The following is a 14,621-nucleotide window of genomic DNA, read 5'->3' on the forward strand; positions in this document are numbered from 1 at the left end:
TCAACGCTTGTGTGCCAATAATCGCTATGCTGCAAAATTATCGGATTTGGAGGACAATAACGAATGATGACACATTAATAATTTTAAGTTTTAGAGGTTACCACTTTGCCCCACTGATAAGGTAAAACTGAGGTGGTTGTAGCTTTTTTTGATGAAAATGGTAGCGTGCTAGCGGCGGAAATTACAATTTGATAAATTTTTAGATTTTATTGATACTCAGTAAGTAGGTTCATTTTTGGTTGTTTATAGGGCTTTTTTGAGGGGCTTTGTAGCTCAAATTCGATGTGGAAAACTTTTTTGTGGGGGAAAGTGGGGGATTGTGGGGGAAAGTGTATACTTTTACAATTGAAATTTAATTTAGCATAACTAGCTCAATGATTCAGCTCATCGGAGAATTCGAATGTAAGTTGGACGCCAAGGGAAGATTGGTGGTTCCTGCTGCGCTCAAACGGCAATTGCCGGATGTGGAGCAGGAGGGGCTTATTGTGAATAGGGGCTTTGATAAGAATCTTGTGATCTATACACGGGAGGAGTGGGATAAGCAGGCTGCTAAGATTTCAAAGTTGAATACGTTTAATGCGAAGAACAGGGAGTTTGTTCGTCAGTTTATGCGTGGGGCGACTATTTTGTCGCTAGATTCGGCGGGTCGAGTATTGTTGCCGAAAGTGCTTTTGGATTATGCAAATATAGAAGGGGATGTGGTGTTGGCATGTCAGTTTGATAAGGTGGAGGTATGGCCGAAAGCAGTTTATGATGAGAAGATGGATTTGGGTGACGGAGAGGATTTCTCAGCATTGGCGGAAGAAGTTATGGGTGGTTTAGATTTTGGAGGTATTGATGGCTAATGATCAGGTATATCATGTTCCGGTTATGCTCCATGAGTGTATGGAGGCATTGGAAATTAAGCCGAACGGCGTTTATGTTGATGTCACCTTTGGTGGTGGTGGGCATTCGCGTGAGATTTTAAGACGGTTGGGGCCTGGTGGACGTTTAATTGCTTTTGATCAGGATCCGGATGCGCTGCGTAATAAAATTGATGATGATCGTTTTGTGTTGATCCATCAAAACTTTAGATTCTTGAAAAACTATCTCCGCTTAGAGGGGATTAAGCAGGTGGATGGTGTATTGGGGGATCTCGGTGTATCGTCGCATCAGTTTGATGACGCTGACCGTGGGTTTTCGATTCGTTTTGATGCGGATTTGGATATGCGGATGGATCAGGTGTCAGATTTAGATGCTCGAAAAGTATTGAATACCTATCCAGAGGATGAGTTGCATCGGATTTTTGGAATGTATGGAGAGGTGCAGAATGCAAAGTCTTTGGCAAAAACGATTGTGACTGCAAGACTGACAAAAGGTATTGAAACGGTTGCGGAGTTGAAGGAGGTGATAAAGAGAATGGTGCCTCGGGGGAAGGAACATAAATATCATGCGCAGGTTTTTCAGGCTTTGCGTATCGAAGTAAATAAGGAGCTGGAGGCATTGCAGGAATTTCTGTTGCAGACAATTTCTGTTTTGAAGCCAGGGGGACGATTGGTAATAATGTCTTACCATTCCTTGGAAGATCGCTTGGTTAAGAATTTTATGTTGAAAGGTAAGTTTAAAGGTGAGGTAGAGAAGGATTTTTTTGGAAATGAGATTAAGCCTTTTAAAGTGGTGACGCGTAAAGCGATTACAGCCTCTGAGGTGGAGCTTGCTGAAAATAATAGATCAAGAAGTGCTAAGTTGAGAGTTGCTGAAAAGTTGGCTGAAATGAAAGCGGATTAGAAAGTGATTTCTAGTTGAATATAACAACGTTTGATGGATATGGTCGGACGTGTAAAATAAAAAAGGGATGTCTAGAAAAAACACGATACGTAACAAAGAGTTGAGTGAGGATGTTCAAGAGGAAATGTTTGAGGAGGTTGAGGAAAAGGTAGAGGAGACGCAGGATTTTATCCGAACGATCTTTTCGCCTAAAAAGATTTCAACTTATTTAGTGACTAAGAATTTGCCCTTTGTCGCCTTTCTGGTGTTTTTGACATTGATATATATATCAAACCGGCATTTGGCAGAGCGTACCGTGCGTCAGATAGATCGCTTGGGGAAGGAGGTGAAGGAGCTCAGTTGGGATTATAAGTCGCTGTCGGCTGAATTGATGAAGTTGACTACGCAGACCGAGATCGCAAAAAGGGCGGATACGCTAGGGTTGAAAGAACGGACGGAACCGCCTATAAAATTGGAGGTTTTAAAAGATAAAAAGTAAGGATAACGGTTAGGTGCAATGAATATAAGGAAGTCCATATTAGTAAGAGTGTACCTGGCTTTCGGGCTTATGGTATTTGGGGCCTTGGTGGTTTTTGCCAAGCTGCTTCACTTGCAATATGTGGATGGAAAAGAATGGAAGGCTATTGCTGATAGTCTGACCATTCAAGAGCGTGTGGTGGAAGCTGCTAGAGGAAATATCTATTCGAATGATGGTAGTCTGGTGGCGACTTCTGTGCCGGAGTATGAAATTCGTTTTGACGCAATGGCTATTCCGTCGGAGCATAACGACGTTTTTAATCTCAAAGTGGACTCCCTCGCTGTCCGGCTGTCTGGTTTTTTTAAAGATAAGTCGTCGCGGCAATACCTAAATATGTTGAAGGAGGCGCGTAGTAAAAAGCAACGCTACGTACTAATAAAAAGAGCGGTGTCTCATCAGGATTTGAAAGTGTTAAAGACCTTTCCATTGATGAAAACATTTAAAGAGGGCAAAACCCGTTTTTCAAGTAGTCTGGTGTCTGTTCGTCAAAACAAACGGATTCTGCCGTTTACGAATTTGGCAGCGCGGACGATAGGTTATAAAAATGATGAATATCGTGTGGGGTTAGAAGGTGCTTATGGGGACTATATAGAAGGTAAAAGTGGGGCGCAAATGATGCAGCGTATCGCTGGTGGTGTTTGGGTGCCGTTGAATAGAGAGGTTGAAGTAGCGCCCGTAGATGGTTCGGATATCATCGCGACGATCGATGTCAACATGCAGGATATGGCACAACGTGCGCTGGGTAAGCAGATGAAAATCTCTAATGCGGATGAGGGTTGTGTGGTATTGATGGAGGTTGCAACGGGAGAAGTTCGTGCAATTGCAAACTTTACCAGAGATACAGATGGTGAATATCGGGAAAAATTTAATTATGCGATAGCGCAGCGTGCCGATCCAGGATCAACATTCAAGTTGGCCTCTTATCTGGCGGCGCTAGACGATGGGCTAATCGATACGAATACCGTGGTGGATGTGGGGAATGGTACTTACAAAGTTCCTTCGCATACGATCCGCGATTCACACGCTCCTAAAAAGTCTTTGATGACAGCAAAGGAAGGTTTTGAGGCTTCATCCAATGTGGCTATCACGAAGTTGATCAATATGAAGTATGGCGAGAACCCTTCCAAATTTACTTCAAAACTGCACAGTTGGGGGTTAAATGATCCTTTAGGATTGCAGATTCCAGGGGAAGCTACACCAGTGGTGAAGACACCAAAGAATAAAAGCTGGAGTAAGTTGTCTTTGATTCAGATGGCTTATGGTTACGAGTTATTGCTTACGCCATTGCAGACATTGGTCCTATTTAACGGGGTGGCTAATGATGGTAAAATGGTGGCGCCTCTTTTTGTAAAGGAGATTCGGCATTTGGGCAATACGGTTGAAAAGTTTGAAGCGCGTGTTATTAACAAGCAAATGGCTTCTAGTGATGCGATAGCCAAAATGCAGCGTATGTTGGAAGGTGTGATGACGCAGGGAACGGGTAAAAAATTAACAAGCCCGTTATATACTTCTGCAGGAAAGACAGGTACAGCGCAGATGGCTGACAATTCGCGAGGGTATGGACAGCGAAGGTACCAATCTTCCTTTGCGGGATATTTTCCAGCGAAGAACCCGAAGTATTCGATGATCGTGGTGATTCGTAATCCGCGGAATGGATACTATGGTGGTTCGGTAGCGGGACCGGTGTTTAAAGAATTGGCTGATATGGTGTATGCAAATGATTTATCGTTGCATGGTACATTCGCTACGCGTGATGTGAATGTTGCTGGAACCAAAACACCGTTGACCTTGGCTGGATCTAAAGAAGCTTCCACTAAAGTGTACGAAGCCTTAGGGTTTACATCTTATAATTGGAATAGTATCGCGCAGGGCGCAGGTGCGGATACTTCAAAGAAAGGAGTTCCTTTTGTAGAGGTGTCTATCCGTGAAGGAGTGGTTCCTAATGTCGTAGGAATGGGATTAGTGGATGCACTATATACAATGGAGAATGCAGGGTTCAAAAGCCGGGTGAATGGTAAGGGGAAAGTTGTTTCCCAATCGTTGTTGCCAGGTGAGAAATTGAAAATAGGGACAAATATTGCACTTGAATTGAACTAGATATGATATTAAAAGAGTTATTGCATGCAGTGCCTGTGATTCAGGTTGAAGGCTCGCTCGAAGTGGAGATCACTTCGGTGTGCTTTGACTCGAGAAAGGTTGATGCGGGATCGCTATTCGTTGCGGTTCGAGGTGTACATACGGATGGACATTTGTTCGTAGACAAAGTTGTAGCAGCTGGAGCTGTAGCACTGGTTGTTGAAGAGCTGCCTACCGATATGCTGGATACAGTGACTTATTTATTAGTCAATGATAGTGCGTATGTGCTGGGGCTTATCGCAGGGAATTTTTACGGTAATCCGTCCAAAGACCTGAAGTTGGTCGGTGTGACGGGAACCAACGGAAAGACGACGGTGGCCACTTTGTTGTTTAATCTTTTTGATCATCTCGGCTATCAGGTGGGATTGTTGTCTACAGTAGAAAATCGGATAGGTGACCGTGTTGTAACGGCTACTCATACGACTCCGGATCCGGTGGCTTTAAATCAATTGCTACGGGAGATGGTAGATGAAGGTTGTGATTACTGCTTTATGGAAGTGAGTTCGCACGCTGTGGTACAGCAGCGTATTGCGGGATTGCGTTTTGCTGGTGGTATATTTACGAATATTACCCACGATCATTTGGACTTTCATAAGACCTTTAGTAATTATATTAAGGCTAAAAAGAGCTTTTTTGATGAGTTGGATCGCTATGCGTTTGCGTTAACCAATATTGATGATAAGAATGGTCCAGTGATGTTGCAGAATACCTTTTCGCATCGAAAGACTTATGGTCTGCAGAGTATGGCAGATTTTAAGGCTAAGGTGGTGGAGAGCCATTTTGATGGAATGTTGTTGCAAATCGATGGGCATGATGTGTGGGTCAAATTGGTAGGCGGATTTAATGCATATAATATTTTGGCAGTATATGGTGCGGCCATTTTGTTGGAGCAGGAAACGCTAAAAGTGTTGACTGCATTGAGCGAAATATCGGGTGCTGAAGGGCGTTTTGAAACAGTTCGGTCGGCCAAAGGAATTGTTGGGGTGGTTGATTATGCGCATACACCGGATGCGGTTGAAAATGTTTTGGAGACGATTCAGCAATTGCGTACAGGTGGACAACAGATTATTACAGTGTTGGGGTGTGGCGGAGATCGAGACAGGACTAAGCGTCCTGAAATGGCTAAAGTAGCGCTGAAGTACAGTGATAAGTTAATTATCACTTCGGATAATCCACGTACAGAGGATCCATTAGCGATTATCAAGGAAATGGAAGCGGGTATTCCTGCTGATAAAAAGAAAAATACATTCAGTATCTCGGATAGAAGGGAAGCGATCCGGGCGGCCTGTCATCTGGCTTCGCCAGGAGACATCGTGCTTATTGCCGGAAAAGGACATGAAAAATATCAAGAGATCAACGGTGTGCGTCATTATTTTGACGATCGGGAAGAATTAGAAAATACATTTAACGAACAATAACGAGAGCCGATGTTATATTATTTATTTACTTGGTTGCAAGAGCATTTACATATTCCAGGGTCGGGACTGTTTCAGTACATTTCGTTCAGGACGGCCATGGCGGTTATCGTTTCTCTGATTATTACAACAGTATTTGGTAGCCGTCTGATCCGATTGTTGCATAAAAAGCAAGTCGGGGAGACTATTCGTGACTTAGGTCTGGAAGGTGAGAAGAAAAAGCAAGGTACACCGACTATGGGAGGATTGATTATCATTGCAGGTATTCTGATCCCGACATTGTTATTTGCTAAGCTTGACAACATATACGTGATCATCATGATCATTACTACCCTTTGGATGGGGGCGATCGGATTTTTGGATGATTACATTAAAGTATTCCGTAAGAATAAAGAGGGGCTCGCGGGTCGATTTAAAGTTATTGGTCAAGTGGGATTGGGAACTTTGATTGCTATAACCATGTATTTTCATCCGGATATAGTTGTACGGGAACAGGTTTCTAATCCTAGTTCGTCTAGACCAGTGGAAGTTGTTATCAATCCACAGACTGGTGAAAAAACATATGCAGAAAATGTAAAATCAACTAAAACGAACATTCCTTTTTACAAGAATAATGAGTTTGATTACTCCAAGGTTTTGGATGTGATTGGCTTAGAAGGTAAGTGGGCTACGTTTTTTTTGTTTTTGTTCGTTGTTGTTTTTATCGTGACTGCGGTGTCCAACGGTGCGAATATTACGGATGGAATTGATGGATTAGCGACGGGAACTTCGGCTATTATAGGGATTACTTTGGCGATATTGGCTTATGTATCTGGTAATATTATTTTTTCAGAATACTTGAATATCATGTATATCCCGAACTCGGGCGAGTTGGTGATTTTTGCTGGAGCATTTATCGGTGCGTGTACAGGGTTTTTATGGTACAATGCTTATCCGGCCCAGGTGTTTATGGGCGATACGGGATCTCTCGCAATCGGTGGGATTATCGCAGCTTTCGCAATCTTGATTCGGAAGGAGCTGTTGATCCCTGTTTTGTGTGGTGTGTTCTTGATAGAAAATATATCGGTCATTATGCAGGTCTCCTATTTTAAATATACGAAAAAGAGGTTTGGTGAGGGGAAACGGATTTTTCTGATGTCCCCATTGCATCACCATTATCAGAAAAAGGGGTATCATGAAGCTAAGATTGTTACCCGCTTTGTAATCGTAGGAGTTATCTTGGCGATTTTGACAATAGTCACATTGAAAATTAGATAAGATGGCGAATATTGCTGATACATATTATCCCCAAAAAGGTCGCTTAGTAATCCTCGGCGCTGGAGAGAGTGGTGTGGGAGCTGCTATCCTAGGTAAGGATAAAGGCTTTGATGTGTTCGTGTCGGATCTTGGTGTTATTGCAGATACATACCAGAAGCAATTGCAGGAAGAAGGGATAGCTTTTGAGAGTGGTCAACATACCGAAGCTGCCATTGTTAATGCGGATTTGATCGTTAAAAGTCCCGGAATTCCAGAAAAGGCTCCTTTGATAAAAAAGCTGAGAGATGGTGGTATTCCACTGATCTCTGAAATTGAGTTTGCTGCTCAGTATACGGATGCTCGTTTAATCTGTATAACAGGATCGAACGGGAAATCCACGACGACTATGCTGACGTATTACATGTTGCAAAAGGCGGGTCTAAACGTTGGGCTTGCGGGAAATATAGGGAAGAGTTTTGCCTTTCAGGTAGCACGTTCTCATTTCGATATCTATGTTTTAGAGATATCCAGTTTCATGCTTGATGACATGTATCATTTCAGGGCAGATGTGGCGGTATTATTGAATATTACACCAGATCATTTAGATCGGTATGATTACAAGATGGTCAACTATGTGAATTCAAAATTTAGATTGATCCAGAATCAAACGGCAGAAGATTTCTTTATCTACTGTAGTGATGATGAAGAGACGGTGAAGGCGTTGCCGAGATTTGAAATAAATGCTGTTATGCTGCCGATGACACAGGAAAATGAGGTGTCTCAGGGAGCGTACTTGAACGATAAAAAAGATATAATAATTAACACACCTAATAGAGAAATATTTGCGATGAATATTGAAGAGTTATCATTACAGGGAAGACACAACGTGTACAATAATATGGCGTCAGGTTTGGTCGCTAAGGTACAAGAGTTGCGCAATCAGACGATGAAGGAGAGTATGGGCTCTTACGTGAATATCCCACATCGATTGGAGCATGTGGCTTTTATTGGTGGGGTTAATTATATCAACGATTCCAAAGCGACGAACGTGAATTCGGTATGGTATGCGTTAGAGAGTTTTTCGCCAGACATTGTTCTGCTTTTAGGTGGAGTGGATAAGGGGAACGATTATAACATGTTGCTGGATCTGGTAAAGCAGAAAGTGAAGGCGATTATATGTATCGGTAAAGATACTTCACGTATTCATGATGCGTTTGAAGATGAGGTCGATGTGATCGTGAATAGTGCCTCTATGGAAGATGCTGTTCAGATTGCTTCGCACTTGGCAAAAAAAGGTGATACCGTATTGTTGTCACCTGCTTGCGCCAGTTTTGATTGGTTTAAAAATTACGAAGAAAGAGGTGATAAGTTTAAGGAAGCTGTGATGGCGTTGTAAGGTCTTTAGTTAACAAGTGATCAAGTTAACAAGATAACAAATTGTCAAGCCAACTCGATAACAGGATCACTTCATAACTCGATAACAGAGGAAAAAAAGAATGGAACAAATATTTGCGAAACTAAAGGGAGATAAATGGATCTGGATTATCGTGATAATTCTATCAGGATGGTCTTTGCTTGCTGTTTATAGCTCTGTAGGTACACTTGCCTATAAAGAAGGTAAGGGGACCGAAATGTATTTGTTTAAGCATTTTTCGATCGTTGCAATTGGTTTGGTGTTGATGTATCTGTCTCACAAGTTGGATTATAAGTGGTACGCAGGGATTTCAAAGATTTTGATGGTAATAACAATTCCATTATTGTTGTATACGCTGGTTTTTGGTAGTTCGGTCAATGATGCTTCCCGTTGGGTTACCATACCTGTTATCAACCAAACATTCCAAACTTCTGATTTGGCAAAGTTGGCTTTGATTACATTTTTGGCTAGAATGCTTTCTAGAAAACAAGAAGAAATTAAGGATGTCAAGAAATCATTTGTTCCTATAATGGGAGCTGTATGTGCGGTGTTTGTATTGATCGCATGGGCCAACCTTTCAACGGCATTGATGCTGTTTGGTACAAGTGTGTTGCTGCTATTAATTGGTCGTATCTCTTTTAAGCAGATAGCATTGGTTACTGCGGGAGTGGGTGTGTTAGGATTAATCGTGATTTCGATAGGGCCTCGTAGGGCCACTTATTTTAGTCGTATCGAAGGCTTTTTTAAAACGGAAGAGGTGCATGAGAGTGGTGTTCCATTTCAGGAGGATAAAAACTATCAGGCAAATAATGCCAAGATTGCTATTGCTACAGGCGGGGTATTTGGTAAAGGCCCAGGAAATAGTGTGCAGCGTAATGTGTTGCCACATCCTTATTCGGATTTTATTTTTGCTATTATCATTGAAGAATATGGGACTATGGGAGGGGGGATCCTTCTGTTTCTGTATCTCGCGCTGATGTACCGATGTATCCGTATCGTGACGATGAGTCCCCGGGCATTTGGCGCTTTTTTGGCTGCCGGATTGGGGTTTAGCCTCACGATTCAGGCCTTAGCAAATATGGCTGTCGCGGTTGGTTTAGGTCCTGTGACAGGGGTTCCGCTTCCCTTGGTGAGTATGGGCGGTACTTCCATTTTATTCACATCGGTGGCATTAGGGATAATATTGTCCGTAAGTAGGAATATTGAAGAACTAAAAGGTAAAGAAGAATTGGACGAGGTGATAAAGCCCAAAAGGGTTGTTGTTGGGACGATTTGATTTTAAGTTAATAAGGTTAAAGAGTTAAGAGGTTAAAGAGTTAAGAGGTTATAAAGTTATAGGTATCTCAATACTCACATCTCAATACTAAATACTAACAAAATGGCAAATAAAGTAATTATCAGTGGTGGCGGTACAGGAGGACATATTTTTCCTGCGATAGCAATTGCTAATGCTTTGCGCCGTACACAACCCGATATTGAGATTCTATTTGTTGGGGCTGAGGGGAAAATGGAAATGGAGAAAGTGCCCGCAGCAGGTTATACGATAGTAGGTTTGAATATTCAAGGGTTTAACCGCTCGTCTTTATGGAAGAATTTGTCTTTACCATTTAAGATGGTGGATAGCATGTTGAAGGCAAGGAGGATTATCAAGGACTTTAAAGCAGATGTTGCTGTAGGTGTCGGCGGATATGCTTCAGGACCGTTGTTGATGATGGCAAATATGATGGGGGTGCCAACGTTGATCCAGGAACAGAATTCTTTTGCTGGAAAAACGAATAAGAGTCTAGGCAGGAAAGCTAAAAAAGTCTGTGTTGCATATGAAGGGATGGAGCAGTTTTTTGCAAAGGAAAAAGTGTTATTGACCGGAAATCCGATACGCCGCACTTCGGTGGATATTGAAGGAAAGAAAGGTGAGGCAATGGTTAGTTTCGGTCTTGAGGCTGGAAAGAAGACTATTTTAGTGACAGGAGGGAGTTTGGGGGCAGGTACGCTCAACGACTGTGTGAAAAATAATATCGACAAACTGAATGCCGCAGGTATTCAGGTGATCTGGCAATGTGGAGGGTATTATATCGATAAGCTGACTGCTGAGCTTGGCGGAAAACTGCCCAATAGTATCAAAATGTCTGCCTTTCTACAGAAGATGGATTACGCTTATGCCGCTGCTGATCTCATTATTGCGAGGGCAGGTGCGGGTACCATATCGGAGCTATGTGTTGTAGGTAAGCCTGTTATTCTGGTGCCGTCGCCTAATGTCGCAGAAGATCATCAGACTAAAAATGCCATGGCATTGGTCAACAAAGAAGCAGCATTGATGGTGAAAGACGCAGATGCCAAAACTGTTCTTATGGATAGAGCTATGGCATTATTGCAGGATGATGAGACTTGTCAAAGGTTGGCAACTCATATTAAAGCGTTGGCATTATTAGATGCAGATGAAGTAATAGCAAGAGAGGTGTTGAAATTAATTAAGTAGGAGTATGAATATTGATCAAATAAAAAGAGTTTACTTAATCGGTATAGGGGGAATCGGGATGAGTGGTTTGGCCCGTTATTTTCATAAGTTGGGGTGTGCGGTGAGTGGTTATGACAAGACGGAAACCGAATTGACAATAGCTCTGGTACAGGAGGGTATTCCTGTGATTTATACGGACGATGTGGAGTTGATTGATGCCGATCTTGTTGCTCCTTCAGAAGAGTCTTTGATTATATACACTCCGGCGGTACCTGCTGATTTGAAAATAAAGAATTATTTTCTGGACAAGGGGTTCGAACTTTTTAAGCGCTCGCAGGTGTTGGGTTTGATCAGTGCTAGTCGTTTTACGATCGGTGTTGCAGGGACACATGGAAAAACGACAACATCGACTATGATTGCTCATATTTTGAAAGATTCTGGGTATGACTGCTCTGCATTCTTAGGTGGTATAAGTTCAAACTATAATACAAATGTACTTTTTGGAGCTAATAATGTGGTGGTGGTTGAAGCTGATGAATACGATCGTTCCTTTTTGACATTACATCCTGATATTGCTATAGTGACTTCTGCAGATGCAGATCATTTAGATATTTACGGTGATGAATCGCATTTGATTACTTCGTTTGAGATGTACTTGAATAGAGTTGTTGAAGGAGGGAAGCGGGTTGTTAAGACAGGATTACCGTTTGTCGGTGATATCAGTTATTCAAAGGATGGTCCCGCGGATGTATATGCAAAAAATATACATGTTAAGGACGGACAGTTTTACTTTGACTATGTCGGTGCTGATGTGACGATTGAAAGTGTACTGTTGGGGATACCGGGACTTCATAATGTGGAAAATGCGGTCGCTGCGATAACAGTAGCGAGGTTGTTAAAGATAGATGATCAAAAGATTGTAGAAGCGTTGGCTAATTTTAAAGGGGCAAAGCGTCGTTTTGAATTTATTGTTAGAAATGAAAAGCACATATACATCGATGATTATGCACATCATCCCGAAGAATTGAGAGCTTTTTTGAGCTCGATGCGCAAGCTATATCCCGAAAAGAAATTGACCGTAGTTTTTCAACCTCATTTATTCACCCGCACCCGTGATTTTATAGACGGTTTCGCAGAAGTTTTAGGGATGGCAGATGAGTTGTTGCTGATGGAAATATACCCAGCGAGGGAGTTGCCAATTGAAGGAGTAACTTCTTCGTGGCTCCTCGATAAAGTTGATTTAGTAAATAAACGTGTAGTGAGCCCTCAAGAAGTGTTAACTATAGCACAAGAAGAACAACCGGAGTTACTGGTTACCGTTGGAGCAGGAGATATAGATAGATTGGTTAGGCCATTGAAAGATTTATTAGATAAGTAGTATGAGGAATATCAGATGGAGTGTAGTTTTTTATATTTTTTTAGGTCTAGTGACCTTTATTGGATTAGCTATGCTTATGAGTCTGGTAGTGGAAAAGGATCGGGTACAAGCTTGCAAAACATTGAAAGTTGTTGTTGAAGGTAAGGAAACATTTATTGATCAACACGATATTTCAAAGATGATCGATCAAAAATTTGGTGCTATTGTAGGAAAAGATCTAGGGATGATTAAGGTTGAACAGATCGAAAAGGAAATCGAAAAGCTTCCCTATGTGTCCAATGCAGAAGTGTACTCGGATATGGATGGTACTGTGCAGGTAAAGGTTCAGCAACGAGAGGTCGTGCTCCGTGTTATTAACAAGGCGGGACGAGAGTACTATATAGATCGGTCTGGGAGGAAAGTACCTGTCACCTTGAAATATGTACCGCATGTGATGGTAGCGAACGGTAATATCACGGAGGGATACAAACAACCTTTGGAGGGGATCGAGTCCAAATTGGTGCAGGACTTGGTGACGGTTGTTGATCATGTACGGGGAGACGAACTTTGGGAAAATCAAATCGTTCAAATATTTGTCAATGAGCAGCGGGATATCGAGTTGATACCCCGGGTCGGTAAAGAGGTTTTGGTGATCGGATCAGCAGACTCGTTGGGCTACAAATTGAGGCGGCTAGAAGCGTACTATAAAAATATCCTTCCCAAAGTAGGTAGTGATGCCTATGAGAAGGTGAACGTCAAATATGGCGGACAGATCATTTGCGAACGTAGGGGGGACTGGTTTATCGACAGTTTGCAAATGAAAATTAATATGAAGAATTAAAATACAGCATAATATACAGCATATGAAACCAAGAATTACAGAAATTGAAAGAGAGAATCCAATCGTCGTAGGATTGGATATCGGTACAACAAAGATTTGTGTTACTGTTGGAAGACGCAGTGGTTCGAATAAGATTGAGTTGTTGGGAGTTGGTAAAGCCGAATCAGCAGGTGTCAACCGTGGGGTAGTCGCTAATATTCAAAAGACGGTTTTCAGCATTAGAGAGGCGGTATCCTCTGCAGAAGGACAGTCTAATGTGGATATTAAAGTGGTGAATATTGGGATAGCAGGACAGCATATCAAGAGTATTCAACATCGTGGCATCTTGACCAAAAGCGATGATGATGAAATTGGAAGAATCGATGTGGAGCGTTTGATCTCGGATATGTACAAATTGGTACTTCCTCCGGGAGAAGAAATAATCCACGTATTACCTCAGGAGTTTACGATCGATAATGAACCAGGTATCAAAGAACCTATCGGTATGGCAGGACGTCGTATGGAAGCTAACTTTCATATCATCTCAGGCCGGGTGACAGATATCAAAAATATTAAGAAATGTGTTGATAACGCTGATTTAGAAGTTTCTTCGTTAGTGTTGGAGCCATTAGCATCTTCCGAGGCTGTATTGGATGATGAAGAAAAAATGGCCGGTGTTGTACTTGTTGATATCGGTGGGGGTACTACGGATGTGGCTATTTTCCACGAAGGTATTATCCGCCATACTGCTGTAATTCCATTAGGGGGTAATATTGTAACTGAAGATATCCGTCAAGGTTGTGCTGTACTTAGAAACCAGGCGGAACAGTTGAAAGTGAGATATGGATCAGCATTGGCTGATGAAAATAAAGAAAATGAAGTAATATGTGTACCTGGTATTCGTGGACGTGATTCAAAAGAGATTTCGGTCAAAAATCTAGCGTATATAATTCAGGCTCGTATGGAAGAAATCATCGAGCACGTGTATTACGAGATAAAATCTTCAGGTTACGAAGACAAATTAATTGCTGGTATTGTTATTACTGGTGGTGGAGCGCAATTGAAACATTTGGTTCAGTTGGTCGAGTATATCACCGGAATAGACTGTCGTATCGGTTACCCGAATGAATATCTTGCTAAAACAGATATGTTGAACAAGCAGACATTTGAGGAAATGAAAAGTCCAATGTATGCAACAAGTATCGGTCTTTTGATTAAAGGTATTCAGGTTATAGAGGACGAGGAGGCTGCACATCAAGAAATCGCAAGCAAGAAAACAGAAAGAACACCTGTGAAGGAGATCGCAGAAAAACAAAGTAAAAAGGAGAGTTGGTTTACTAAAATTATTTCTGAATTCATTAAGGATAATCAAGAGATTGATGACGATACTTTTATAGGTAAGAAATAATTTTCAACACAGGGTGGTTTTTTCCACAATTTAACAAATGTGGAAAACTGTTGTGGATATTTTGGTATTATTACATTCGAATTGTTGAGTTTGGTA

Annotated in this window: 12 protein-coding genes; all 12 read left to right on the forward strand. The window is 41.8% G+C overall.

All coding sequences use genetic code 11. The features are described 5' to 3' along the window. Positions 1 to 374 precede the first annotated feature (374 nt). The 12 genes from mraZ (at position 375) to ftsA (ending at position 14,525) form a co-directional block, all read left to right on the forward strand. Positions 375 to 845 carry a division/cell wall cluster transcriptional repressor MraZ gene (gene mraZ, locus G7B18_RS17080; protein WP_164112786.1) on the forward strand — a complete coding sequence of 157 codons (471 nt, stop codon included), beginning with the start codon at positions 375 to 377 and terminating at the stop codon, positions 843 to 845. Continuing rightward, a complete protein-coding gene (gene rsmH / locus G7B18_RS17085) occupies positions 838 to 1,767 on the forward strand; it encodes a 16S rRNA (cytosine(1402)-N(4))-methyltransferase RsmH (protein WP_164112785.1) in 930 nt (309 codons plus the stop codon). The genes mraZ and rsmH overlap by 8 nt, the downstream gene beginning before the upstream one ends. A gap of 67 nt (positions 1,768 to 1,834) precedes the next feature. Beyond that, positions 1,835 to 2,245 (forward strand): FtsL-like putative cell division protein, encoded by a 411-nt coding sequence (locus G7B18_RS17090; protein ID WP_164112784.1) that lies wholly within the window; start codon positions 1,835 to 1,837, stop codon positions 2,243 to 2,245. Between the two features lie 18 nt (positions 2,246 to 2,263). Then, entirely contained in the window at positions 2,264 to 4,381 is a 2,118-nt protein-coding gene (locus G7B18_RS17095) for a penicillin-binding protein (RefSeq protein WP_164123582.1), read from the forward strand. Between the two features lie 2 nt (positions 4,382 to 4,383). Beyond that, positions 4,384 to 5,838, forward strand: a complete 1,455-nt coding sequence (locus G7B18_RS17100; protein ID WP_164123584.1) for a UDP-N-acetylmuramoyl-L-alanyl-D-glutamate--2,6-diaminopimelate ligase — start codon at positions 4,384 to 4,386, stop codon at positions 5,836 to 5,838. 9 nt (positions 5,839 to 5,847) lie between these two features. Next, positions 5,848 to 7,092 carry a phospho-N-acetylmuramoyl-pentapeptide-transferase gene (gene mraY, locus G7B18_RS17105; RefSeq protein WP_164112781.1) on the forward strand — a complete coding sequence of 415 codons (1,245 nt, stop codon included), beginning with the start codon at positions 5,848 to 5,850 and terminating at the stop codon, positions 7,090 to 7,092. Between the two features lies 1 nt (position 7,093). Continuing rightward, complete coding sequence (gene murD / locus G7B18_RS17110; RefSeq protein ID WP_164112780.1) at positions 7,094 to 8,467, forward strand: UDP-N-acetylmuramoyl-L-alanine--D-glutamate ligase; 1,374 nt, start codon at positions 7,094 to 7,096, stop codon at positions 8,465 to 8,467. Between the two features lie 100 nt (positions 8,468 to 8,567). Continuing rightward, entirely contained in the window at positions 8,568 to 9,761 is a 1,194-nt protein-coding gene (locus tag G7B18_RS17115; protein WP_164112779.1) for an FtsW/RodA/SpoVE family cell cycle protein, read from the forward strand. Positions 9,762 to 9,863: 102 nt separating this feature from the next. Continuing rightward, positions 9,864 to 10,961, forward strand: coding sequence for an undecaprenyldiphospho-muramoylpentapeptide beta-N-acetylglucosaminyltransferase (gene murG / locus G7B18_RS17120; RefSeq protein ID WP_164112778.1), 1,098 nt, complete (start codon positions 9,864 to 9,866; stop codon positions 10,959 to 10,961). Positions 10,962 to 10,965: 4 nt separating this feature from the next. Next, complete coding sequence (gene murC / locus G7B18_RS17125; protein WP_164112777.1) at positions 10,966 to 12,318, forward strand: UDP-N-acetylmuramate--L-alanine ligase; 1,353 nt, start codon at positions 10,966 to 10,968, stop codon at positions 12,316 to 12,318. A gap of 1 nt (position 12,319) precedes the next feature. After that, positions 12,320 to 13,138 (forward strand): cell division protein FtsQ/DivIB, encoded by an 819-nt coding sequence (locus tag G7B18_RS17130; protein WP_164112776.1) that lies wholly within the window; start codon positions 12,320 to 12,322, stop codon positions 13,136 to 13,138. 22 nt (positions 13,139 to 13,160) lie between these two features. Beyond that, positions 13,161 to 14,525: a cell division protein FtsA gene (ftsA, locus tag G7B18_RS17135; protein ID WP_079644398.1), complete on the forward strand. Its 1,365-nt coding sequence runs from the start codon at positions 13,161 to 13,163 to the stop codon at positions 14,523 to 14,525. The last annotated feature ends 96 nt before the right edge of the window (positions 14,526 to 14,621 follow it).

The organism is Sphingobacterium sp. xlx-130, assembly GCF_011007405.1.
Taxonomy (GTDB): Bacteria; Bacteroidota; Bacteroidia; order Sphingobacteriales; family Sphingobacteriaceae; genus Sphingobacterium; species Sphingobacterium luzhongxinii.

Excerpts from the sequence above, each read along its gene's own strand:
- murG (WP_164112778.1), top strand. The coding sequence starts at position 9,864 with ATGGCAAATAAAGTAATTATCAGTGGTGGCGGTACAGGAGGACATATT.
- G7B18_RS17130 (WP_164112776.1), top strand. The coding sequence starts at position 12,320 with ATGAGGAATATCAGATGGAGTGTAGTTTTTTATATTTTTTTAGGTCTA.
- murC (WP_164112777.1), top strand. The coding sequence starts at position 10,966 with ATGAATATTGATCAAATAAAAAGAGTTTACTTAATCGGTATAGGGGGA.
- rsmH (WP_164112785.1), top strand. The coding sequence starts at position 838 with ATGGCTAATGATCAGGTATATCATGTTCCGGTTATGCTCCATGAGTGT.
- G7B18_RS17095 (WP_164123582.1), top strand. The coding sequence starts at position 2,264 with ATGAATATAAGGAAGTCCATATTAGTAAGAGTGTACCTGGCTTTCGGG.
- mraY (WP_164112781.1), top strand. The coding sequence starts at position 5,848 with ATGTTATATTATTTATTTACTTGGTTGCAAGAGCATTTACATATTCCA.
- G7B18_RS17100 (WP_164123584.1), top strand. The coding sequence starts at position 4,384 with ATGATATTAAAAGAGTTATTGCATGCAGTGCCTGTGATTCAGGTTGAA.
- murD (WP_164112780.1), top strand. The coding sequence starts at position 7,094 with ATGGCGAATATTGCTGATACATATTATCCCCAAAAAGGTCGCTTAGTA.
- G7B18_RS17090 (WP_164112784.1), top strand. The coding sequence starts at position 1,835 with ATGTCTAGAAAAAACACGATACGTAACAAAGAGTTGAGTGAGGATGTT.
- ftsA (WP_079644398.1), top strand. The coding sequence starts at position 13,161 with ATGAAACCAAGAATTACAGAAATTGAAAGAGAGAATCCAATCGTCGTA.
- G7B18_RS17115 (WP_164112779.1), top strand. The coding sequence starts at position 8,568 with ATGGAACAAATATTTGCGAAACTAAAGGGAGATAAATGGATCTGGATT.
- mraZ (WP_164112786.1), top strand. The coding sequence starts at position 375 with ATGATTCAGCTCATCGGAGAATTCGAATGTAAGTTGGACGCCAAGGGA.